This window comes from Okeania sp. SIO2C9, from assembly GCF_010672455.1.
GTDB lineage: Bacteria > Cyanobacteriota > Cyanobacteriia > Cyanobacteriales > Microcoleaceae > Okeania.
Window position 1 is genome coordinate 40,791 of sequence record NZ_JAAHGO010000029.1, and the last position, 23,283, is coordinate 64,073.

Sequence of the window (23,283 nt, forward strand, 5' to 3'; positions counted from 1 at the left end):
AACGCAAATAGCATTTGCCCCTACAGATGTTGGTTTGAAAGTCAATTTGCGTAAGTCCTGACCTATAAATTTTTCGCTTTTTTTATTCAATATTCATTCCCTAGAATTTGTAACAAGCATTGATTGGTGCTTGGTATAAAGAGTTTTACTAATATTGAGCAAATTAGCGCTCAAAGTAGACAATAGTAATCTGCTCAATTAACCTGACTATAAAGTCGTTAAAAGCGTTTATTGGGATATTACTCACAAGATCGTAGAATAGAAATAAAGTTATTCAGCGCTCTGTAGTAACAGAACAAAAAAGTAAGCTAAAATTACGATTAGTACTGAGAATAAATTAAATAAATTAGGTTTTCTCAGATATTTCACAGTTCGTAAACTTCTGCTGGCAATATCTAGGAATCAATCAGTGTTTTGGAAATGATTAAATAATCCAACTCAGATTTAATATCATGTCCGGATAATTAGTGATAAAAAACTTTCTCCTTCTTCTCCTGTTCTTCTTCTTCCTTCCCTCTTTCCTCTTTCCTCTTTCCTCTTTCCTCCTGACTCCTCCGTCGTTATTTATTTATCACTGTTCAACCGGACATGATATAACACACAATTCCTACGAATGCTGTCTGCTACCTTGAAATTATCGTTCGCCTCCAAAATTTATAGATTTCCTTAAGGTTTGACTATTATGGTATCAAGTTTTCTCAAAGTAGTTTCAGTTCCTACTTTAGCTCTCAACTGTGCTGAAAAAACAGAGCAAGAGTTTTGGCAGCAATGGCTGAAGCATCAAGATTATCTTTATTTTTGCTGTGTCAAGTGGATGGGTGGAAACTTGACTGATGCTGAAGACGCACTTAGTCGGGCAATGATTAAAGCTTGGGAAAAGGTGCAAAAGAATCCAACAAAAATTGATAATTTTAAGGCATGGCTGACAAAACTCACTTATAACCTCTGTGTAGATATTCATCGAGAACACATTCGGGGTGCGAATAGAGTTGATAATATCGAAGATTACACATTTGCTGAGGAGCAAGAATTGGTTTTAGTTCAACAAAGGCCAGATTCTGCTATAGAAGAACAAGAGAAAAGGATTGTGATTCGTCATGCTATTGATAATTTGCCGATCAGACTGCGTGAGACCTTTATCCTGCATTTTTGTCAGCAACTGTCTCATCAAGAGATTGCCGAACAACAAAATATTTCTTACGATAATGTCTGTAAGCGCATTTCTCAGGCACGGAAGATTTTACAAAAGGAGTTGAGGGAATATTTTATCGGGGCTTGGTGGCCAAGAAGATGAAAAAAAATATTTCCACTTGCTGTAATAGAGCGGTTGATAGGAAATGTCCTGGGTGAGACAATGATCTCAAAAGTTGCTTTTTTTCAGAATACAACATCTAGGAAAAGTTTCTTTGAATTTTCGGAAAAAAATAATTCAGAAATTTGCTTCCCCAAGCGTCTAATTAATGAAAGCAATTACAAGTCTTGTAATTGAAGTAACGAAATTCAAAGAGGATAAACAAAATGGCACATATCACACAAAAAGGAATACTAAACAAAAATAGTAATCCTGTTACAGATGCTGATGTCATTATGACTGCTGCCATAATAGGGCATTCGTATAAAAGACTTATTAACAATAAACCCTGTATGTACGATTTAGAAGTTGAAATCAACGAACAAGGAAGCAATATCTAAAAGCGGAGGGTTGCTTCATACCTCACAATGACAACTGTTCAACTGGATTTGATACCAAATTTAACTATTTCGTACACAACCCTAATTTCTCAAATGACACAGACAAAAGAACGATTCAAAAAACTCGAAGTTCCCTATTTCTCTCAGTTGGATAACGATACGGCCTATCACGGACCTGGTTACAGACAATGTAATCTAACTTCTTGTTCGATGTTTTTAGCCTTCCTCAGACCCGATCTTGTTGAAAAAGCCAAATCAGAGGGTTATCGTGAATTTGAAAGTATGTACGGGAAGACACTAGATAAGTATGGCGATACTACGGATCATCAAGCAAATACTCGTGCTTTAAGAGATTTTGAAGTAGATACCTATTTTTCCTATACACTTTCAATTGAAGATTTAATCCTGTGCTTGCAAGCAGGATATCCAGTAGTTATGGGTATGGCATATAAAGGTAGCGGACATATGGTGGTAGCTACGGGATTCGATCTAGACAAACAGAAAATTTTCATACACGATCCTTATGGTATTAGAGATGGAGCGGGCAATACTTACCAGGTAGGGGTAAAAGCAGCTTACGATCCTTGCAGTTTCGATCTTTTAAAACAAATTTGGGTCGATCAGGGAAAAGAAGCAGGATGGGGTCGAGTCACTGTTTCTGTTAAAGGAAAACCAACAGGATTACCTCAAAATTTGTAGATTCTACTATGCTGTCTTTGCCTGTTCTCTCCTACAGGCAATGGTGGAAAAACATTAAGATTTATGCTTAATTATACCAAATTCGATGATGAAAAGGTACTTTTTCCAAATTCTCTCTAACCTTTTTGCCATCTGTAATCTGCCCTTTGCCTTACTTCACTAATAAAGTTCCTATCTAAACCGGATTTGGTATTAAATATCACTAGGTCATTGCGACTGGAACGGAGTGGAGAGAAGCAATCTCTAATGCCCTAAGATTGCTTTCTAATGGAATTGCTTTGTCAACTTTCCACTCCCTTGCTCCTTTACCGAAAAATCAAGGTATAAAGCCTCTTTAAGGGGATGAAAAAGCGGTCGTTAGCGCAGCTTCCCGTAGGGTGGGATGGCGAGGTTTCCTCGCCATATCCAATCGACCAAGAGAATATTCAATTCAGTATTTCAAGCCTCCGAATTTAGTCGGAGGTACTGATAACTGATAACTGATAACTGAAATGACCTTTACAAAAATATCAAGACTATAAAAAATGGAAACTATCAAAGCAATTAGTCAAACTGTTCTCAAAAAAGCAGTAGCTCAAGCTTCTCAACTTCCTGAGAGTCAAAAAACATCTGTTGCTCAAGGAAAAACTTATGAAGTTCTCAATTATTCTCCAGCAGAACAGGGACATTACCAAATTGAACTCAATAATAATGCTGGAACCTGGTATATTTTCTCCGATCATTGGGAGCTATCCTGGGAAAATCAGGCAGAAATTATAGAATCTAATAACTCAGATTTATTGACTGCTGAAAATCTGAAAGCAATTATGCCCGATGCTTCTGATGATGATATTCATAGATATGTCGCTCCTCTCAATCAAGTTATACATGATTTTGATTTAGCAACAACAACTAGAGCTTGTGCATTTATTGCTCAAATTGCCCATGAAAGCGGTTCTTTCTATTATAAAGAAGAATTAGCTAGTGGTGCAGATTATGAGGGACGAGAGGATTTAGGTAATACCCAACCAGGAGACGGCAAACGATATAAAGGAAGGGGTCTGATTCAACTTACTGGTAGAGCTAATTATCGTGAATGTGGTCAAGCATTAGATTTGCCTTTAGAAGACAACCCGGAAATGGCTGTTCAAGACCCTTATACGAATGCAGCGGTGGCAGCTTGGTATTGGGAAAGTCGCGATATTAACGAGTATGCAGACCAAGGAGATTTTGAAAAAGTCACCCGTCTGATAAATGGTGGTCTGAATGGTTATAGCGATCGCCTGCAATTTTGGGAAAGAGCTAAAAGAGTTTTTGGTATTGATTAAGAAAGGAACAGCCCATTTTGACTCCTTCTTAGAAAAGTTAATTTAGTGCAGGTAAACCTCAAAATGTTCGCCTTTGTTAAGTGTTAGTCTTAAGGCAACTTATCTATTAGCAAATCTTATCTGAAGGATCAACCCAACATTGATATTTTGTTGGGTTACTCTTGCGGGAAGCAAGCTAAATTCTTCAACCCAAACTATCCCCATGGGATTAACTCTTATTTCTCTATAATAGAAGTTTTCATAAAAATAATCATAAATATAATACAGAGATTTTGGCTTGAAGGCAGAAGTTTTGTAGTTTACCTTTGTTAAAACCGCTATAAGTATGCAGCCTCAAAATGATTTTGATAATTCTGATTTCAATTCCCTCGAAAACAAGCAAATGTCTGAGGAACAAAATTCTATTCCGGTTATTGATGAAATAGATACTAAAGTTTATGATTTATTGGCCCAAATAAACGAGGTAATTACTGACTATAATTTCCTCCAGGAATTAAGCGAAGAAAATCAAGAAGAAGTTTCCAAATTTTTGATGTTACTATCAGACATTAAAACTCTATATCTATCTGGAAAATTAACTAAAAATAGTTACCAAAAATCAGAAGTTGCTAATTTAGTATTTAATCTTAGTATTGCCATTCAATCTTTTCAGCATAACCCCCAAAAACGGCTGATTGAAAAACTGCGAATTGATGGAGAATTTAGAATCAGAAGAATTAAAAACTTTTGGCTAGCTTTACCTATTAATTTTTATCGAAAATTTACCTCGAAGATTATTCTGAAAATTTTACTAGGGTTAATTTTAGGACTTCCATTATACATAGTAGTTCCCCTGGGCTTATCATCAGGAAGCAATAACTTAGAACAAGCTCTACAGTCAAAAGGAATTATTTCCTCAGATATTTCTAGTAGGACTAATGACACACCGGATATGTATATAAAAGATTTTCAAATGACAGTTTGGCTAGGAAATTTGTGTTTTACTGCTGGCGCTCTTGGCAGCATAATTAGTATCTTATCTCGACTTAGTAATTATCAACAATCTGAAGAGGAGCACCAATATCAAGATTCAATAATTCCTATCTTAGTTGGTTTTTATAAGCCTCTGATTGGCGGAACATTTGGCATTTTAATCTTTGCTATTTTACAGGGGGGAATTATTCCTATTACCTTTGGTGAAATTAATAACGAAAAGAGGCAAGATCAAAGATGGATGTCTCTATTTTCTTTGTCTTTTGTTGTGGGATTTAGCGAGCGATTAGCAAAAGATATTATTAATACGACAGAAAAACATTTTGATTCAGAGAAATTAGGAAATGATAGATAGATGGACAAAAATGTTGGGCGTTGCTGAATTAGGGTATGATATTAATCTTAATTACTTAGGAGTCAGGAGTCAGGAGTAAGGAGTCAGGAGGGAAGAAATAAGAAGAAACCCCAAGTATAAGGAGAAAGTTTTTTTGTGGGGTAAGCGGAACGGAGTTCTATCGCACTCTGATCCAGACAAATATCATACCTTAAATCACCAACGCCAAATGTTGAAAGGTAATTACTTAATAACTGAAGTGTTATATCATGTCTGGATAATCAGTGATAAAAAAACTTTATCTCTTTTAATCTTTTATTCCCTTCTGTCTTACTTCCTCCAAAGTGTAAGTATTTAACCGGACATGATATAAATAATTTGTATTTGTTCTCCTTCTTTAGCTGTTATTGATTAAACGCTTTTCAAGTTCGGAAACTGTTTCATTAATTTTGACTTTTAAGAGAGGAAGCATAAATACAAGAGCGTTAGAGGAGGGTGGCATCAGCTGTATCGCTCTCTAGTTTTCTTCACTATTATATCTGATTAACTTATATTAAGCACAGCTTCATAGAGAATTGGTATCAATATTGTGAGATTAAATAATTTGTTTCTATTGCCCATAAATCAAATGCAGTGGGCAATAAGTGTAGAGAATTTACGTCATCAACTACTTCCGATACAACAGAATCTTGCCCGACAGTATGGTTTAAACCGATAGCGTGTACTACTTCGTGAGATACCACATACTGTTGTAAATATTGATTTTCAACATATAGCAATTCATCAGATAAGAAAATATCGCTGTTGATTTGATGCTCTCCAGGAAAGTAAGCATAGCCAAGATAAGGAGTATTTGAATCTATACTAATTTTTATTTCTGCTGTATTGTAGTCTACTTGTTGAAAGTCTAAATAAGTTCTGTTTTCTATGTAGTCGAAAGTATTGTTAAATAAGGCTTGAACTTCTGGTGTAATACTACTGTCATAGCCATAAGTTGCATCTGGACTTAAAGCAAGTCCAGTCAGAATATCATAATTATCAGACATAATTTCTTACCTCATCTACAATTTTGAACAATTCAATTAAAAAAAACGTTTAAAAAGCTTCACCCTTATTAATAAATCATCTTATTTAAATGATTAATAATCCGCAACCCTTCCAAAAAAAATTTTACTGATTCTTCATGAAACTAGATTTTTTTATGTTTTTACCGTGATTATACCTAGTTTTTATTCTTTTTATTATATGGTATATTTTTTTGACTACTTTATTTAACCATTTTTTTAGTTAAGAAAAACTTGATATATATAGATTATAGTTAACTTGAATGTGGTCTTTAATACCGGATAAAATTTAGCGATAGTCCTCTAAAAAACTTGGACAAAAAGTTTACATCTCTATACCAATGCTAAGTAGAACATGGTAAATTTGGTAGTGCATCAAGAAAGTGTGGGAATGGTAATATAACTATTGTCCCTAAATACTTTTAACTCTTAAGTAAATGCTTACGGATAATGTAGTTTTTTTCAAATTAAAAGGTAAGAAATAATGTTTGTTAAGAATGCAAAATTTTGTGCTGCTTTTCCTTTGGGAATAGCAATGGCAATATCCTCTCCTCTGTCTGTTCAAGCTGCTGTATTATCTTACAGCGGTTTTCATTTCGATAGACCACAGTAGGGGCGAACGGCCGCCCCTACAAGGTTTTGGTTATGACGATGTGGTTCATCCATCTGAAAAGCGCTGTATGAAATAGGATTTGAAGATAGAAGAATAGATGAAACTGCATTACAGATGGAACTGAGTGCTGAGGATCTGAATAATGATGGAAAAATCACCATAGAAGAAGTTTTTGAACTAGAGATAGAAGAGGAATGGGAATTATAGAGGAGGTAGGAGTCAGAATTTACCCTTGGTTTTTCTGCCGTTGTCTGTCGAAAATGCTAACTTTTTGAGACTGATCGAGGGAAAATCTCGTACTTTTTTAGATTCAAAAAGGCTAAAACTTTTATATGTCAATGCTTTGATGATTATTCAGCGAGCCCTAATTATTTTTGTTATCAGACATGGCAGTGGGAGCATCTTGCTCCCATACTAGGCATTCCGACGTTGCTGATTCTGGGTATGATTTGATAATTTTGTATTTGGGATTTTGTATTTTGGATGGTTTAAACTACGGCGTTGCTGAATTGAAGTATGAATGCGCGATTTGTGAGAAATGCGGGACTATGTAGGAGGTATACAACAAAGCCGCTGAGTAATGCTATCTATTATTTTGTAAGCATTCAGCCGTCAGCTATCAGCTATCAGCTATTCGTGTTAGTTTACAATAAAAACTTTATTAATTATCTTACTAGAAAAGTTGCCTCCCTTTCCCTTAAATTCTATTTTAATTTAAACACTGTCTTTAAGTAAGCATTCAGCCGTCAGCTATCAGCTATCAGCTATTGCTTTTGATGTGGCTTTAAAGCTGTATTAATTGAGCTAAAATTAATCTTACTACAAAAATCGTTAAAGTCTATATTCATTTACACTATGTCCTTAAAAGCAGAGTCTTATTGCTGAGAGCTGACTGCTAATAGCTGTTTGCGCAGCATTCCGTAGGAAATGCTTACGTCTTTAACAAGAGGGTCTTGCTGCTGTTTGCGCAGCATTCCGCAGGAAAAGCTGACTGCTAATAGCTGTTTGCGCAGCATTCCGTAGGAAATGCTTACATTATTTTTATTCACTATTGCTCTCCAATTCCCAATTCCCGACTCCTAAATTTCCTGTTTCTTTAAGCATAATGAAACGCATTATCCCAAATATAATCTATTAATTGTTTAGCATCATCTAAAGGTAATACTCGACAACAACCATTTTCATCATAGGTTAATAATGGTATATCTGAAATCTCATCCTCATCTTCATCATCTCTGACAATTTTGCCCTGAATTTTTGTGAGATTATTCAATGGTCCATTAATATCAAAATCAATTTTTGTATCAAAATTTTGCTCCATCCAGGCTTCAATTTTTTTATCCAATTGTTCTGGAGTTAGATATGTATTGCTTGCTAATAAGTGATAATAAACTAAAATAATTTCCTTACATTCTTCTTCTTCTGCATCATCAATTAAAGTTTGAAATACACCTGCATTATTAGCAATATTATTAAAAAATAAAGTGTCTGTTACCTGTTTTTGAAACTTAATCTGTTTAGTTTTATATTTACTATACTGCTTGAAACAAAATCCTCCTAAAGTTATTAATAGAGATGATGAAGCCAATAAAACTCCTGTCATATTCCTCACATCTTCCGGATTAGCTCTCAAGTTCAATTTTTCTACATAAGACGGACCGAAAACTAGAAAAACAATTACACCGATAATTAGTAAAAGTTGCGGTACAATTCTCAGGACAATAGGTACTGCTGCACCAATAGCAGGTACTACTAGGATTAGACGGTCTTTCAAAGTCATACTAACTTTGACATTAGGAAATAGAAATTCTATATCATTTTTAGGAATATTTTTATAGAGAGAAATATAAATTTTTTTAGGACTCAGATGAGATTCCTCCCCTTCGTTTTCCGAACCATCAGTATCTTCTGTATTTTGGCACTTAATTAATAAAGCAACCCTTTCAAAAATATCAATTTTCTTTTCAATTTTGCGGAAAAAAAAATTCTTAACTTTTATTGTCTTATATATATCTCCTCGACAGTAACATATTATCTCTTCAAAATCATCAAAATTGAGTTCTGTCTTCAGTTCAATTAGCGAAGTTTGCTGAAAAGCACGTTCTAAACTAGCTCGAGATATAGGAAAAAAATTTCCTTGCTCTAGAATTTTCTCAAAACTCTGAACAACTTTAGTTTTCATCATTGTTAGTTGTGATTCAGAGTGAGAGGCAATATATTTAGTATTAGCATCTGGATTAAATGGAGCATAATTTTCCTTTAATATCTCCAGTGTTTTATGTAATTTAAAATGATAATAAGCCAGCAGAATAGAACAAAAATCTCTAAACTTTTGTAAAGAACCTTCTGGTAACTTACCATCTTTAATACAAAGTTCTATAATATCTTTTCTAGAATAAGGAATAAATGCTTCCCTGTCTTGATAAACTGCCATAGTTGTATACCTCGATTATATGAGGATATATCTTAACACTTTTTTCGCCCCATAAAGACGCGATAATACTTGACAAAATTATCATAGTATGTATAAATACAAGAAGCGATCACCTTGATAATAAAGGTAGCTAAAAGATAAAATACAAACATATAAAATAATCATCATTTAATAAAATGAATCCAGAAGCAACTTTAAATCAACTTAAAGAAGCTAGTCCGGAAGGAAAACTTCCATCTAGTTATGGAGTTTATTTCAAAAATACATTGGTGGCTCTATGCCATGCATTAGAAGACCACATATTACAAACTAGCACTAAACATTCTGAAGAAAAACCATTAGTTTTGGTAACCTTTCAACAAGGTAAATGGTATTTACAAGAAGCAGATCGTTATCAAGAAATAGCACAATCTAGTCGTCACGTTGTTATTAGCGCAGTACCAGATAGTGGGTTATCCAAACATCCTACAAGTCAGCTAGAAAATGTCTCTTTAGTTAATTTGGAAACGAAGGATAGTTTAGTTAATGAATGGAATCTAATTATACTAGCTCCAAGTTACAGAGCTATGGTACTTTGCCATGAACTATCAGAAGATGAATATGTACTCAATGGTCGGCCTGCTGTAGATGTGGAAAGAAAATTTTACGGTTTATGGACTTTCGACCGAACTTTAGTAGCTACAGCCGCAGAAATTCTCATAGAAAGATGTCGCCCCTACGATCCTGCCTTAGCAGACACCATTCAGAAACAACATCAAGAAATTCTAACTATCAAAGATGTACCACCTACAGATATGACTAACGTGGTATCTCGAATAGTTTCTTATCTGCAAACTTCCCAACAGCAGATGATTGCGATGAATCGTCAAACTAGAGAACTTTGGGAGTTAGAAGGTCAAGCATTACGAGTTAGTCGCAACCTAAATGCTAATAAATTGCAAGCATTTTTACGAATGGCGCAGAAAGTAGATGAACGCGACCAGACTAACCCTATTGCCTCTTTGCAAGTAGCAGCTTTATCTGAGACTCTTGGTCAAATGTTAGATTTGCCTACTTTGCAGTTACGACGTTTGCGGTTAGCAGGATTATTGTTTCGAGTGGGGTTAGCATCAGCGCCAAACGAAGTATTTACTCAAACACCAGATGAATTAGATGATGCAACTTTAACTTTTTGGCAGGAAAGGAGCGTACTTGGTGCCCAATTATTAACAGCAATGCCAGAGTTAGCGCCTATAACTAAAATTGTGGCTCATCATTTAGAATATTGGGATGGTAGTGGTAAACCAGACGGTCTCAGAGAAGAGGAAATACCCATAGAATCTCGAATTCTGGGGTTAATTTCTTACTTCCAAGAGTTAATACAAGCACGAGGTAAACGAATAGCTCTTAGTTTGGGAGAAGCTTTAGAAAAATGTATCAATCACAGTGGCACATATTTTGAGCCTATTCTTGTAGAATCTCTCAGCAACGTGATTCGTTTAACAGAAATGGGTTTGATGCAATTACCTCAAAGGCCAAGTCAACTGCCCAACGTTTGGTTAGAGGAAGCAGTTACATCAAAGACATCAGTCAATTAATATCTTTAAAAATACCTCGATCTTTTCTTGACTTTGGATGTAGGAGCTTTTCTATTTCTTGAGTGGGGGAGTAGGGGAGTGGGGGAGAAGTAAACATCAGAATAATTAATACGCTAGTGGCGTGCTCATTCAAAAATGTCATTGCGCCTGTGTTAATTACTTAATAATTGAAGTTTCACCTCACAAAAGCATTTTTTTTTCACCCTAACACCTAAGACCAATTTTTATGTATATGAATCAATCAACATCCCTAGATATTTCGGCCATTCGAGTTGGCAAAATCAAACTTTTAGCCAGTGCTAATCTCCCTGGTGCAGATTTAGCAGGAACCCAACTTTCAGAAGCAGACTTCTACCAAGCTAACTTGGTTGGAGTTAATTTTGCTGGGGCTAATCTACTGAAAGCTACTCTGAGAGCTAACCTGCGTGGAGCTGACTTCACTGGTGCTGATTTGAGAGGGGCAGACTTTCGTAATGCTGACCTACGGGGTACTATTTTTATGGATGCCCAAGTTAGAGGAACTAGCTTTGCAGGTGCTTTCTTGAATGGATCTGTACTGAATAATTTGGACTTGAGTGGAGTTGATTTTCGTGGTGCTGACTTACGAGGTGTGAATTTCACTAGAACTATTTTATTTCAAGCAGAATTTAGTAGTGCTAATCTAGCTGGTGCAGATTTATCCCAAGCAGATTTAGAAGAAGCTAATTTTACTGGGGCTATACTCCGGGGCACAAATTTACAACGGGCTAATTTGCTCTGTGCTATAGTCGATCGGGCTGACTTCAATGGTGCTCTACTCACAGATGCTTGTCTGCAAGGTACACCACTTGATTCAGTCAATTCCTAAAAGTTTGATTTGCGTAGGCTATGTCTTCTCTGAAATTGATAAGTAGATGCAAAGTAATGCTTATTAAGTACATAAGTACAAGTAAACTTTACAATTCTTTATCAAACTGTTAGGATATCAGTGAAGGCAAACATTGAAAAATTATGGTGACTGCGTTGTTTACCAATGTACCAATGCAAAATCAAAGTGGCGATCGCCTAGTGAGCAAGGCAGCAGGAGCGGCAATTGCAGCTCTGTTTAAAAGCTCTGATAAAGTCGAAGCCAATGTCCGTGCAGAGCCAGTGGCCAAACTTTTACAGGGTAGTCTGGATGGGTTTGATTTCATTGGCAAAGGAATGCGGATGTACAATGGCCTTCGGATTGAAGTTATGGAGCTTTACCTGCAAGCTGTCTCAATAGACTTTAGTGCAATTTTTACTGGTAAAGTCAAATTAAGGCAGCCTATTCAGGCCACTCTGAGGACTGTATTAACTGAGTCTGACTTGACCACATCTTTCAATACACCATTTGTGGTAGAGAAACTGCAAAGGCTCAAATATCAGGGACAATCCCTACATTTCCAAAATACTCAAATGACTATCACTGAAGATCGAGCCCTTAGACTTAAAACTCAAATCGGGGTAGGAAATCCAAATCAACCTATAGATGTTGATTTCACTGCTAACGTTGAAGTGGAAGATAGGCGTAAAATCAAATTTGTTAATGTAAAATATAATGGCGATCAAGAGTCTGTAGATTTAGGTAAATCTTTAATAGACCATGTTAATAATTTACTAGATTTAGATAAATTTGCTTTAGAAAATACTCAACTGCGAGTAGACCGACTACGGGTAGGAAGGGATGACATTACATTCTATGGTATAGCTAAGATTGAACAGTTTCCTAGTGGGATTAAGAATAAATAGTTGTTAATCTTTCTAGAATATTATCCTACTAATTAGCATTAGTGTATTTTAAACCTCAATCGCTAATGAAATATACTTACCAATATCGTATATATCAAGAAAGTAGCCAGAAGTTGACACTAAATAACTGGCTCAGTATTTGTCGATATTGGTACAACAGAATGTTAGGAGAACGCTTTAACTGTTGGGAGCAAAACAGATTTCCTGTCAATGCTTACCCTCTGATTTCTCATTTACCTAAATTAAAAGACCAACCAAATTACTACAACCAGAAAAAGCAATTACCAGAGTTGAAAAAGCTCTAGTAGAAGTAGAACATTCAGGTTCTCAGAAAGTTATGACCGTCTTTAAAAGACATTAAGACCCTACACAGAAAGCTAATGGCTCTGTGTAGGTAAGCCAAAGTAGCTTCTAATCTTCAGTAAATTATGCTTTTAGCTATCTTTATCGTCATTAACTTTAGGAATGTAGTCTGGACGTTGGGCATCTTCCCAACCAGGAGGACGCTTGGAATTATACCAAGCAATAGAACCTATACTAACTGCTGCAACAAAGCCTACCACAACAACTGCTATTGGCAGCCATATATTACCCTGGGCCATAATTATATCTCCAAGTTATTTCTATAATTTAGAAATATTATCTCACGGCCTGGATTGAGTTAAAATAAAATCAACCATTATCGCTAGACTGGGTCATTTCAGTTATCAGTTATCTGTACCTCTAGCTGAATCAAGAGGGTATCGGTTGAAATACGGAATCTTCTTTTTTTTATCCTCTTAAAAGAGGAAGATTCAGACCCAAATTTCTCGGTCAAAGTAAGAAACAATCTAGAATCTGAATTTGATATATTTTTTGGCTGGTGCGATCGCGGAGTGTAGTTTGAGCCGTATAGCTAATTTCACCACACCTATTTAACCACCAGCAACAGCAGGAACAATGCTCACTTCATCTCCATCTTGTAGAGATGTTTTTGTTCCTTCTAAAAATCGGATATCTTCGCTGTTGACGTAGAAGTTTAAAAATCTTCGAGGTTCTCCTTGGTCATCACAGAGACTTTTTTTGATACCAGGAAAATTTGTTTCTAGAGAATCTATTAGTTCGGAAATATTGCCACCGCCACATTCAATTTTTGCTTTGCTCTCGGTGAACTTTTGTAAGGGAGTAGGAATTAAAACTGTAACTGCCATAATTGAGTAATCTACATTATATAGCTAATACTTTTTTGCAAATTTCTATTATAATGCTGGTCTAAGAAAAACTGTAAATTTTTAAGAAAAAAATTATTTTTCCTAACCCAATATTAATGTTTGGAAGATATGTATTAGGAGTTCTTTGATCGAACCCCTAACCTAAAAACATTTTCTTTCTTTACGGTGAGGTGAGTTAAACTAAAACTTGCTCCCAATCAAGACGTTCTAATGTTTGAGCGCGTTCCCAAGCTCGCTCGAAACTGTCTAATTTTGCATCTATTGTGAGAGGTTCGCCGATATAACCTTGTACTGCTTCTTGTGTCTTTAACCCGTTACCTGTAATGTAGGCAACCGTGGTTTCTTCAGGATCGATTTTGCCTGCTTCTGCTAATTTTTTCAAGACGGCAATAGTTGTACCACCTGCTGTTTCTGTGAAGATTCCTTCTGTTTCTGCCAATAACTTCATGCCTTCAATAACTTCAGCATCGGTGACAGACTCGATATTACCGTTTGTTTTGCGAGCTACTTCTAATGCGTAGATACCATCTGCGGGGTTGCCGATCGCGATTGATTTAGCAATAGTATTAGGTTTAACTGGCTTGATAAAATCACGATCTTCTTTGAATGCTTGAGCTACTGGGGAACAACCTTCAGCTTGCGCTCCACTAAAACGAACTGCTTTATCTTCTACTAAACCGACCTTCACAAATTCTTGGAATCCTTTGTAAATTTTTGTGTAGAGAGAACCGGAGGCGATGGGAGCAACTATATGGTCTGGTAGTTGCCATCCTAGTTGTTCGGCGACTTCAAAACCTAGAGTTTTTGAACCTTCAGAGTAATAGGGACGGAGGTTAATATTTACAAATCCCCAACCGTAGGTATTAGCAACTTCGCAACAGAGGCGGTTTACTTGGTCGTAGTTGCCTTTAACTGCCATAACTGTTGGATTGTATATTAGGGTACCGAGAATTTTGCCTGCTTCTAGGTCAGCGGGGATAAATACACAACACTCTAATCCTGCTTTAGCTGCGATCGCTGCGGTGGAGTTTGCTAGGTTGCCTGTACTGGCGCAGGATACTGTGGAGAAACCTAATTCTCTGGCCCGACTCAGGGCTACTGATACTACCCTATCCTTGAAGCTGAGGGTAGGCATATTTACTGCGTCATTTTTGATGTAGAGATTTTTCAGACCCAGGCGACGGGCTAAACGTTCTGATTTTAGTAGGGGGGTCATACCTGTTCCTACGTCTATTACGTTATCTGTTTTTACTGGTAGGAATTGACGATAACGCCATATAGAGTTAGGACCTGCTTCGATTGTTGCCCGGCTCACTGTTTGACGGATCTTTTCATAGTCATACTTTACTTCTAGGGGACCAAAGCATACGTCTTCGCATATATGTTTGGCTTCTAGTGGGTATTCTTCACCACATTCTTTACACTTGAGCGTTTCTATCGCTGTATTTTGACTGTGGATTTGACTATCGATATTTGTAGCCTGGGTCATATTCTTTACTCCCTACTTCTAACTAAGAACTATTAACTATAATCTGCACTTTCTGAAATACTAGCATGGGTAAAAATTACCGTCAACTATACCCGACTAAAATAGTCGGGTATAATTTTATTCTGTTTTTTCATTATTGATTGCAACATATATCTATTCTGTTTTGGCAGTTAATTTTAATAATTTAGTAGTTATTTTTAATGTGGCTATTTGAGGAGTATTATCAATGAGTTATTTATTATGATTAAACTAAAAATAAGTTGCTTTTACAAAAATTCAATTGAATTTATTATTTTTTTTAAGCAAGTATTGATTAATATTTTAGTTGTTAATATTACTAATTTTCAGAATAAGTTTGTTTTTAGTATGTCAATTTTTTTTGATTTAATTTAGTATAAAATGTTAATAATGTGATTTGATTTATTTGAATAAATGTAGCATTTTATAGTAAAAAAGTTTCTAGCGGTAAGTGGTTTAATACCATATACTAAAGAAATTATATTTTCTAAAAAAAATATCTAAAATCTAAAATGGTTGGCAGTTCTGCAACCGTAACGGTATTGATGAAATTTGGGACAAATTACCTAATAATGTCACCTATTATGACCTCAGTTCCAATTAAAACTGGACTTACGCAAAATACGAAATTACACATCATTTGTAGGGGTTAACGGCTGTTAACCTTTACTATCTGTGGTGGTTATGCGTAATTCCTGTAAAAGAAAGAGGATGTATTTCGGTTTCTTTCCTACTCCCCTACTCCCCCAGGGCTAATTCTTTGTCGTAGCGAGAATATTTACAACCCTATATTTTTTTAAGATCCTGTGCTTCCCACACTCCCCACACTCCCCACACTCCCCACCCCCCTCCTTTTTTCTCTGGTGACAATAAATTGACCCTGCCCTACTCCCCTACTCCTCCACTAACTGGGGGAATGAGGACTACTTCATCGCCGTCTTGAAGGACGGTTTCGGGTGGAGCAAAGTTGAAGTTAATGCCAAATTTGGTGACTTTTCGCCACTGCTCTAGTTCGGGGTGTTGAGTGACGATCTGTTCTAAAAGTTGGGAGGCGGTAGTTCCTGGGGAAAGGGTGAGTTGAAGTTCGGAGACTCCATAGGCTTCTTGGTAAGCTGCGAATAGTTTGAGGGTAATGGTCATTTCAGTTATCAGTTATCAGTACTTCCTGCAATAGAGAGGCTTTAAACCTAATTTTCTGGTCATATTTATGTTATGGGAAGAGGCGAATCAGCTTCTACTTCTTTATTTTTTGCGTTGAATAAAAAGTCATGCGTAGGGGCGAACAACCCCTTATACATCTTATAATCTTCAGAATATCAGAGTTTTTGTTTGAATGCAACTATTTCCAAGGATAGGCTGGAGTTCGGAGACTCCATAGGCTTCTTGGTAGGCTGCGAATAGTTTAAGGGTGATGGCGATTTCAGTTATCAGTTATCAGTACTTTCTACAATAGAGAGGCTTTAAACCTAATTTTCTGGTCATATTTATGTTATGGGAAGAGGCGAATCAGCTTCTACTTCTTTATTTTTTGCGTTGAATAAAAAGTCATGCGTAGGGGCGAACAACCCCTTATACATCTTATAATCTTCAGAATATCAGAGTTTTTGTTTAAACGCAACTATTTCCCTGGCATTTTTTTCGAGAGCTTTTGAAGGCGAATCAGCTTCTACTTCTTTATTTTTTGCGTTGAATAAAAAGTCATGCGTAGGGGCGAACAACCCCTTATACATCTTATAATCTTCAGAATATCAGAGTTTTTGTTTAAACGCAACTATTTCCCTGGCATTTTTTTCGAGAGCTTTTGAAGGCGAATCAGCTTCTACTTCTTTATTTTTTGCGTTGAATAAAAAGTCATGCGTAGGGGCGAACAACCCCTTATACATTTTATAATCTTCAGAATATCAGAGTTTTTGTTTAAACGCAATTTTTTCGAGAGCTTTTGAGGATGAGAATGATTGATAATTTAATTTATTACTTTACAGCGCTTTTCACTGGAATAGACCACAAAGTCAGCTATCTATTGTGGAATTCGCAGCCCTCGTTTCGCTTAACCACCTAACACCTACCACCTACCACCTAATTTTTTAACTGTGGTTTACCCATCTAAAAACTGCTGTAAATAGGGGCGTTGTTGAATAAATGTATGATTTCACAGGAGTCAGTAGGTAGAAAGGAGTTTTTCGGTGACTAAATAGGTATAATTTGCACTATTGTTTTAGCTTAAAATTTACTCAAAGTTGAATTTCATACCTCAAATCAGCAACGCCAAATTTACAGCAGTTTTGGAGTTGATGAGGTACAAAATTTTAGGACTTTAGGGAGTAGGGAGTAGGGAAAAAAAGATTAATTTTAAAACTGTACCTCACGCTTCCTAAAAAGTGCTGTAATAATTCTGTTCAGTCTCACATAAAACCTAAGATTATGCCATATTATGTCCGGTTGAATACTGATAAATAAACGACGGAGGAGTCAGGAGTCAGAAGTCAGGAGGGAAGAAAGAAGCAAGAAGAAGAGGAGGAAAAGGAGAAAGTTTTTTGATCACTAATTATCCGGACATGATATAAGACGTTAACACCTAACAGCTAACATAAAATTATTATCAAAGTTAACCATTTACAATCTAATTAAAATGCTCAAAATTCAAAACTTAGTTCTCACTAGCGGCTGTTTTTACCTCTACTTTTCAACTTATTGTTTAGCAAAAACTCCTGAATTTTCCGAATATACTCTCAGAAACAATGGCGTAAATATTATCTCTCAACGTCAAACAGATGCAGAACAAGAATTAGAATCTCCCAATAAATTTTCCCCTAACCCTTTAGAAAGCACCGAATCAGACCCACTCTTACCAGAACCCCCGACTACAGGAACCGTTACCGGGGACAAACGAGAAGAACTATCTCAAGAACTCGACCGACTTAACGCTGAAGCTTCAGAATTATTCGCGGCGGGAGAAACAATTAAAGCTTTTGATACCTGGAATAGAGAACTTCGTTTGCGACGTTATCTGGGTCAAGCAGAAGAGTTAGCAGCTTTGGAACGAGTGGCAGAAATAGCATGGAATAATAGTCAAAAATTACAGGTGCAGTGGATAACAAAACGACTGGAAACCCTACAACCAGAGATTCAAGAACAAGAACCTGTGAATATAGAATTGTTGCAAGCATTAGGTTCTGCATTTAATACTGTTAGAGCAAAAGATCCAGCAATTGTAGTTTATCAACAAGTTATTGCTCAAGCAAGAGAACAAGAGGATGTTGCTACTCTGAAACTAGCTTTGACAGCTATGGGGGAAATATATTTGAATTGGCTAGATTATGATAATGCAGCGATCGCTTATGAAGAATTATTGGAGGTTCAGCAGCAGAATGACTTAGAAACATCTACTAATGAAGAAACAACAGATCCTTCTTTAACTACTAATTTTGAAAAAGTAGATACTATCGAAAAATTAGCTTTCATTTATAATCAAGCGGGAAAACCTTTACAAGCAATTACTGCTAAAGAAAGATTGGTCAATTTTTACGAAGGTCAACAAATTATCACAGAAGTTCCAGATATAAAAATATCTATTGCTGGAGATTATGAGGAGCTTGGAAAACTTAGTCTTGCCAGTCAATACTATCAAGAAGCTTATGATATTGCTCAATCAATTCAACGATTTATAAGTGCGAGTGATGCTTTGGAAAAATTGGCAGCGCTCTATATTTCTCAGGATGAAAAAGAGGCGGCAATTGAAATATATAAAGTGCAATTATTGATGGATCAACAGTTTGTTAATGTTTATGGGATGATGGAAACTTATGACCGTATGGGACAAGTTTATGCACAGTTAAAGGCTTTTCCTTTGGCAATGTCATCTTTTCAAAAAGGTTTAGAATTATCGAGACAGTTGGGGGGATATCGAGAAAATTATTTTCTACAAAAGCTTGATAAATTGAATAGAAATAAGAATAATTGAAGAACCGCAAAGCCCCCTAAATCCCCCAAAATTGGGGGACTTTTACCAGCTAATGGATTCTTGTTCCCCCCATAATTGGGGGGCTAGGGGGGCAAAATTCAGTATTAAACAACTTTTCAGATATCCTCTAAGTCCTCTTAAGTAAGCATTTCCTACGGAATGCTAATAGCTGAATGCTTACACACTTCTATCTTTGTCAGATTATCCTATCGAAGAGAAGCAATATCAAAATTTGATTTTGAATAATTTACAAAATCCAAAAACAGAAGCAGAAGAAGAAACTTGGAATCATTTTATAGAGGAAATTCCAATGGATTCAGAAAAACATTTTATGTGGCGTACATTACTAGAATAAATTTTGAGGAAACCTGCTGTTTATAGTAGTTCAGTATTAAGTATAGCAATGGAAAGATACCTTGAAATTGTTGGTAAGAGTTAAATTTATTAACCAATACCATTATTTATTCCTTAATCTAGCTTGTAACTGCTCAAAAACTAATTCACCATCTGTCACATTGTCTGCCAAAATTTAGAAGTAGTTTGAGAATTCATCAGAAGTTTAAAGGTTTAGTTTTACCTTGTTTGAACTCAGCGATCGCTTCCTCAGCAAGTTGAGCGAGTTGGTCTTGAGAGTTAGCAAAATTTTCTGCCCATCTTTTTTCGTCTTCTATTTCTGCTAGGATGAGATAAGCTATAGCTTCTTGTTGGTTTTCTGGTAGTTGAGAGAGTTTTGTTAGTGCTTGTTCTAGAACGTTAGTCATAGTTTTTTTCTGGTGATTATTTCTTATTAGTTTAGTGGAGAAACAAAAATGATATAATATCCAATCTTTAAAGAAAGTATATGCTTTCAATAATTGATAATTGATAATTGATAATTGATAATTACTTCTCCCTAAAAGGAAGAGGATTGAATAAAAGGAAAATTTTTTCTCTCTTGGTCGATTGGATATGGCGCAGGAAACCTGCGCCATCCCACCCTACGGGAAGCTCCGCTAACGACCGCTTGTTTCTCCTTTAAAAGAGAGGATTTAAACCTTAATTATTCGGTAAGCTATAACTTTTGACTTTTGACTTGATAATGACTTTTGATATCAAATCCGTTGGCTTCGGAGTAATATAATTCTGTTGATCGTCATACAATGTGTAAGGGCGAATGGCCATTCGCCCCTACAGTTCTTTAATACTGAATAACACCGATGCTACCGGATTTGATATGACTTCCAACTTCTAACTTCCAACTTCTAACTTTTGACTTAATAATGACTTTTAACTTTCTAATAACTTCCAACTTCTAACTTCCAACTTCTAACTTTTGACTTAATAATGACTTTTAACTTTCTAATAACTTCCAACTTCTAACTTTTGAGTTTTAACTTTTAACTTTCTAATTCCCGCCGCCCCTCCAACGCACGTGCCAAAGTCACCTGGTCAGCATATTCTAAATCTCCTCCCATAGGCAAACCAAAAGCAATGCGCGTCACTTTTGTAAAAGGTCTCAACAACTGACCAACATATAAAGTAGTAGTCTCTCCTTCCACACTCGGACTAATAGCAATAATCACTTCCTGAATATTTCCCTGACTAACTCGCCGCACCAAAGCTTGAATAGTCAACTGTTCTGGACCAATACCATCCATCGGCGAAATGACCCCCCCCAGGACATGATATTCACCTTTATATTCCCGTGTTTTCTCCAAAGCAATAAGGTCGCGGGAGTCCGAGACCACACAAATAACTTCCTTATCTCGCTGAGGGTTACGACAAATTTCACAAATAGGTTCAGCAGATAAATGGAAACATTTCTCACATAGACCTACTTTTTTCCTCGCATCAACCAATGCTTGAGCTAAAGCTTGAATTTCCGCTTCGGGGCGCTTAATAATATGTAGTGCCAGACGTTGTGCTGTCTTAGGACCAACTCCAGGCAACTGTTGTAATTGTTCAATTAATCTGGCTAAAGGTCGAGTATAAATTTTGGATGGCCTCCAAAGTCAAAAACTACTATCTGATTTTAACTTATACAGAGCTTTAATCCTTAAAACCTTTATTCAACAATGCTTTTGAGGCACTTGTCGCCCGGTGAGAGCTACCACTCTACATATAAAATGTTATTCATCCAGGGTAGTTTGACAACTTGTATGCTCCAAGGAATTCTATCTAGTAAGATATCGTAGGTTTCACGTTCAACCTGTAGCAGATAGGTACCATCACGAATTTTCAAAATACCCTTTCGTTGCAAAAAAGCTTTTCTAAATCCTTCTATAGATGTATTTTTTAAAATTGACCAATTTTGAATTACAGCAGATAGCAAATATTCGCATTCTGCTATTTCTTGTTTAGTGATTTCTAAATTTGTTTCTATCGGTTCTAATAAATCTATGCCACAAAGTATTTTATTAAGAGGTAAAATATATTCAGGTATTTCTGTTGAATTATCGACTATATACTGCAGTAAAGTAGCTGCCCTTTCAGCAGATGTGATGTTAATAAAAAGATTTTCTTGTACCAGTCCTATTTTGAGCAAAAAACGCTTGAGGAATGGCCATAACAAAATTAATCCTGCATTGCGAATATATATTTCATCGGAGTCACTAAAGTTATTAACAGAATCTAGAAATTTAGTTTGACTTAACTTTTTCCCAGATTCTAAGAATTCTTTTTCTTTAGAGTCCCCAGTCATATTTTCTCTGCTTGAGTTAGAAGTTTCCCGACTTTCATTGATTCCTAAATTTGATTTATTCTCTACTAGAGGAGAATTTTTGATTTCCTGCAATAAATTTTCTATTTGACGATTAAGTTGTTGAATCTGCTGTTGATATCTCTGTAATATCTGTCGATTTTGACTTAACTTTTGACCAGATTGTAAGAATTCCTTTTCTTGAGAGTCCCTGGTAATATTTTCTGTAGCAGAGACAGAACTTTTCAGATTTTCTAGAGTTTCTGCATTTAATTGATTCTCTACTAGAGGAGAATTTTTGATTTCCTGCAATAAATTTTCTATTTGACGATTAAGTTGTTGAATCTGCTGTTGATATCTCTGTAATATCTGTCGATTTTGACTTAACTTTTGACCAGATTGTAAGAATTCCTTTTCTTGAGAGTCCCTGGTAATATTTTCTGTAGCAGAGACAGAACTTTTCAGATTTTCCAAGATTTCTGGAAGTGTGCTTTTAAATTCTCTTCCTTCTGCAAGTAGATGCTCTATTTTAGTAACAAGACTATTGAACAACTCAGTATAATTAATCCCATTACTGGTTGCTATAAGTAATAAATTTGCTTCGATTAACTTGAGCTTATTTACTTTAGTATTATCCCTAAGAGAAAGACTCAATAATATTCCTTCCCATCTCTGAAATCTTAATTTTGCTGTAGGAATATTTCTCGTCTGCTCTAGTTCTTCAAATATAGACTTAATATCTGTATTATAATTAGCAATAAACTTAACTAAATCCCCAGCAAACAAACTTACTATTTTTAAGAGTATTACATCAGAAAATTGGTAAATCAAACGTTGTAACTTCTTCGTATTTTTTAAGCTTTCCTCAATAATATACTTGACCTGAATAGGTGAATCTGTAATCAGGCGATCGCAAGATTTTTCTAACTCCTGTTTACTAAAATTTTCCGTCCACCAGGGGAGTATTCCCGTTTCTAGGAAGTAGCTAAAAATTTCTAGTTGCGATCGCCTCTTATTCTCAATCTCAAATTTCTGTAAATTTTTAAACTTACGGTCTTGTTGAAGAGCAGAAGAATTACTGCTATCGACATTTTTTTTACCAGATTCAGATATATTTGTTTGTTTAACAGAAGAACTAAATTCCACCTCCAGTTCCTGTTGAATTTGTTCTAGAATTTTCTCAATCAAATCCTGTTCTAGATTATTGATATCAATATTTCCTAAATTAATCTCTAGGGTATTAATTCGATGTATTGTGTCTGGAGATATCGACTGACTTAATAAGTTATCAATTAGAGGAACAACTTTTTGACGATATATTCTACTTACCTCATTTTGTAATGCAAAAGCATCTCGTTGTGAACTTAAATTAAGTTCTATCACCTGTTTTTTGATAATATGTCGTTGTTGGTTCACTGGTCATTTCAGTTATCAGTTATCAGTTATCAGTTATCAGCAGTCAGCTATTAATTCATTGCCTTTA

21 protein-coding genes are annotated in these 23,283 nt (G+C 35.8%); 11 read left to right on the forward strand and 10 right to left on the reverse strand.

Annotated elements, in window-relative coordinates; all coding sequences use genetic code 11:
* Window positions 1-682: 682 nt before the first annotated feature.
* The 5 genes from F6K23_RS21670 (at window position 683) to F6K23_RS21690 (ending at window position 5,025) form a co-directional block, all read left to right on the forward strand.
* Window positions 683-1,294, forward strand: a complete 612-nt coding sequence (locus tag F6K23_RS21670; RefSeq protein ID WP_293159688.1) for an RNA polymerase sigma factor — start codon at window positions 683-685, stop codon at window positions 1,292-1,294.
* Window positions 1,295-1,518: 224 nt separating this feature from the next.
* A complete protein-coding gene (locus tag F6K23_RS21675; protein ID WP_293159690.1) occupies window positions 1,519-1,692 on the forward strand; it encodes a hypothetical protein in 174 nt (57 codons plus the stop codon).
* Window positions 1,693-1,785: 93 nt separating this feature from the next.
* Window positions 1,786-2,391 carry a C39 family peptidase gene (locus F6K23_RS21680; protein ID WP_293159692.1) on the forward strand — a complete coding sequence of 202 codons (606 nt, stop codon included), beginning with the start codon at window positions 1,786-1,788 and terminating at the stop codon, window positions 2,389-2,391.
* Window positions 2,392-2,915: 524 nt separating this feature from the next.
* On the forward strand, window positions 2,916-3,698 hold the full coding sequence (locus tag F6K23_RS21685) for a glycoside hydrolase family 19 protein (RefSeq protein WP_293159694.1): 783 nt from the start codon (window positions 2,916-2,918) through the stop codon (window positions 3,696-3,698).
* 382 nt (window positions 3,699-4,080) lie between these two features.
* Window positions 4,081-5,025: a hypothetical protein gene (locus tag F6K23_RS21690; protein ID WP_293159696.1), complete on the forward strand. Its 945-nt coding sequence runs from the start codon at window positions 4,081-4,083 to the stop codon at window positions 5,023-5,025.
* Between the two features lie 560 nt (window positions 5,026-5,585).
* Here the strand turns inward: F6K23_RS21690 and F6K23_RS21695 are convergent.
* The 3 genes from F6K23_RS21695 to F6K23_RS21705 form a co-directional block, all read right to left on the reverse strand.
* Window positions 5,586-6,050, reverse strand: coding sequence for a matrixin family metalloprotease (locus tag F6K23_RS21695; RefSeq protein ID WP_293159698.1), 465 nt, complete (start codon window positions 6,048-6,050; stop codon window positions 5,586-5,588).
* A 1,506-nt stretch (window positions 6,051-7,556) separates the two neighbouring features.
* Entirely contained in the window at window positions 7,557-7,730 is a 174-nt protein-coding gene (locus F6K23_RS21700) for a hypothetical protein (protein WP_293159700.1), read from the reverse strand.
* A 47-nt stretch (window positions 7,731-7,777) separates the two neighbouring features.
* Window positions 7,778-9,115 carry a TMEM143 family protein gene (locus F6K23_RS21705; RefSeq protein ID WP_293159702.1) on the reverse strand — a complete coding sequence of 446 codons (1,338 nt, stop codon included), beginning with the start codon at window positions 9,113-9,115 and terminating at the stop codon, window positions 7,778-7,780.
* A gap of 176 nt (window positions 9,116-9,291) precedes the next feature.
* Between F6K23_RS21705 and F6K23_RS21710 the strand changes: the two genes are divergently transcribed.
* The 4 genes from F6K23_RS21710 to F6K23_RS21725 all read left to right on the forward strand — a co-directional run bounded on the left by F6K23_RS21710 (window position 9,292) and on the right by F6K23_RS21725 (window position 12,749).
* On the forward strand, window positions 9,292-10,692 hold the full coding sequence (locus F6K23_RS21710) for a DICT sensory domain-containing protein (RefSeq protein ID WP_293159704.1): 1,401 nt from the start codon (window positions 9,292-9,294) through the stop codon (window positions 10,690-10,692).
* A gap of 226 nt (window positions 10,693-10,918) precedes the next feature.
* Window positions 10,919-11,539: a pentapeptide repeat-containing protein gene (locus tag F6K23_RS21715; RefSeq protein ID WP_293159706.1), complete on the forward strand. Its 621-nt coding sequence runs from the start codon at window positions 10,919-10,921 to the stop codon at window positions 11,537-11,539.
* 143 nt (window positions 11,540-11,682) lie between these two features.
* Entirely contained in the window at window positions 11,683-12,444 is a 762-nt protein-coding gene (locus F6K23_RS21720) for a DUF2993 domain-containing protein (RefSeq protein WP_293159708.1), read from the forward strand.
* A gap of 65 nt (window positions 12,445-12,509) precedes the next feature.
* On the forward strand, window positions 12,510-12,749 hold the full coding sequence (locus tag F6K23_RS21725) for a helix-turn-helix domain-containing protein (RefSeq protein ID WP_293159710.1): 240 nt from the start codon (window positions 12,510-12,512) through the stop codon (window positions 12,747-12,749).
* A gap of 129 nt (window positions 12,750-12,878) precedes the next feature.
* Here the strand turns inward: F6K23_RS21725 and psb35 are convergent, their stop codons facing one another.
* The 4 genes from psb35 to F6K23_RS21745 all read right to left on the reverse strand — a co-directional run bounded on the left by psb35 (window position 12,879) and on the right by F6K23_RS21745 (window position 16,302).
* Window positions 12,879-13,046 (reverse strand): photosystem II assembly protein Psb35, encoded by a 168-nt coding sequence (psb35, locus tag F6K23_RS21730; RefSeq protein ID WP_293159712.1) that lies wholly within the window; start codon window positions 13,044-13,046, stop codon window positions 12,879-12,881.
* A gap of 312 nt (window positions 13,047-13,358) precedes the next feature.
* The gene (locus F6K23_RS21735) at window positions 13,359-13,634 is read right to left on the reverse strand and encodes a MoaD/ThiS family protein (protein ID WP_293159714.1); all 276 of its coding nucleotides are present in this window, start codon (window positions 13,632-13,634) and stop codon (window positions 13,359-13,361) included.
* Between the two features lie 196 nt (window positions 13,635-13,830).
* Window positions 13,831-15,144, reverse strand: a complete 1,314-nt coding sequence (gene thrC / locus F6K23_RS21740) for a threonine synthase (RefSeq protein WP_293159716.1) — start codon at window positions 15,142-15,144, stop codon at window positions 13,831-13,833.
* A 903-nt stretch (window positions 15,145-16,047) separates the two neighbouring features.
* The gene (locus tag F6K23_RS21745; RefSeq protein WP_293159718.1) at window positions 16,048-16,302 is read right to left on the reverse strand and encodes a MoaD/ThiS family protein; all 255 of its coding nucleotides are present in this window, start codon (window positions 16,300-16,302) and stop codon (window positions 16,048-16,050) included.
* A 1,489-nt stretch (window positions 16,303-17,791) separates the two neighbouring features.
* Here F6K23_RS21745 and F6K23_RS21750 point away from each other — a divergent pair.
* Window positions 17,792-19,123: a lipopolysaccharide assembly protein LapB gene (locus tag F6K23_RS21750; protein ID WP_293159720.1), complete on the forward strand. Its 1,332-nt coding sequence runs from the start codon at window positions 17,792-17,794 to the stop codon at window positions 19,121-19,123.
* A gap of 193 nt (window positions 19,124-19,316) precedes the next feature.
* Window positions 19,317-19,478, forward strand: a complete 162-nt coding sequence (locus F6K23_RS21755; protein WP_293159722.1) for a hypothetical protein — start codon at window positions 19,317-19,319, stop codon at window positions 19,476-19,478.
* A gap of 196 nt (window positions 19,479-19,674) precedes the next feature.
* On the opposite strand, the gene F6K23_RS21760 is transcribed toward F6K23_RS21755, so the two are convergent.
* The 3 genes from F6K23_RS21760 to F6K23_RS21770 all read right to left on the reverse strand — a co-directional run bounded on the left by F6K23_RS21760 (window position 19,675) and on the right by F6K23_RS21770 (window position 23,216).
* Window positions 19,675-19,884 (reverse strand): hypothetical protein, encoded by a 210-nt coding sequence (locus F6K23_RS21760; RefSeq protein WP_293159724.1) that lies wholly within the window; start codon window positions 19,882-19,884, stop codon window positions 19,675-19,677.
* A gap of 615 nt (window positions 19,885-20,499) precedes the next feature.
* Entirely contained in the window at window positions 20,500-21,096 is a 597-nt protein-coding gene (recR, locus tag F6K23_RS21765) for a recombination mediator RecR (RefSeq protein ID WP_293159777.1), read from the reverse strand.
* Between the two features lie 113 nt (window positions 21,097-21,209).
* Window positions 21,210-23,216: a contractile injection system tape measure protein gene (locus F6K23_RS21770; RefSeq protein ID WP_293159726.1), complete on the reverse strand. Its 2,007-nt coding sequence runs from the start codon at window positions 23,214-23,216 to the stop codon at window positions 21,210-21,212.
* Window positions 23,217-23,283 lie beyond the last annotated feature (67 nt).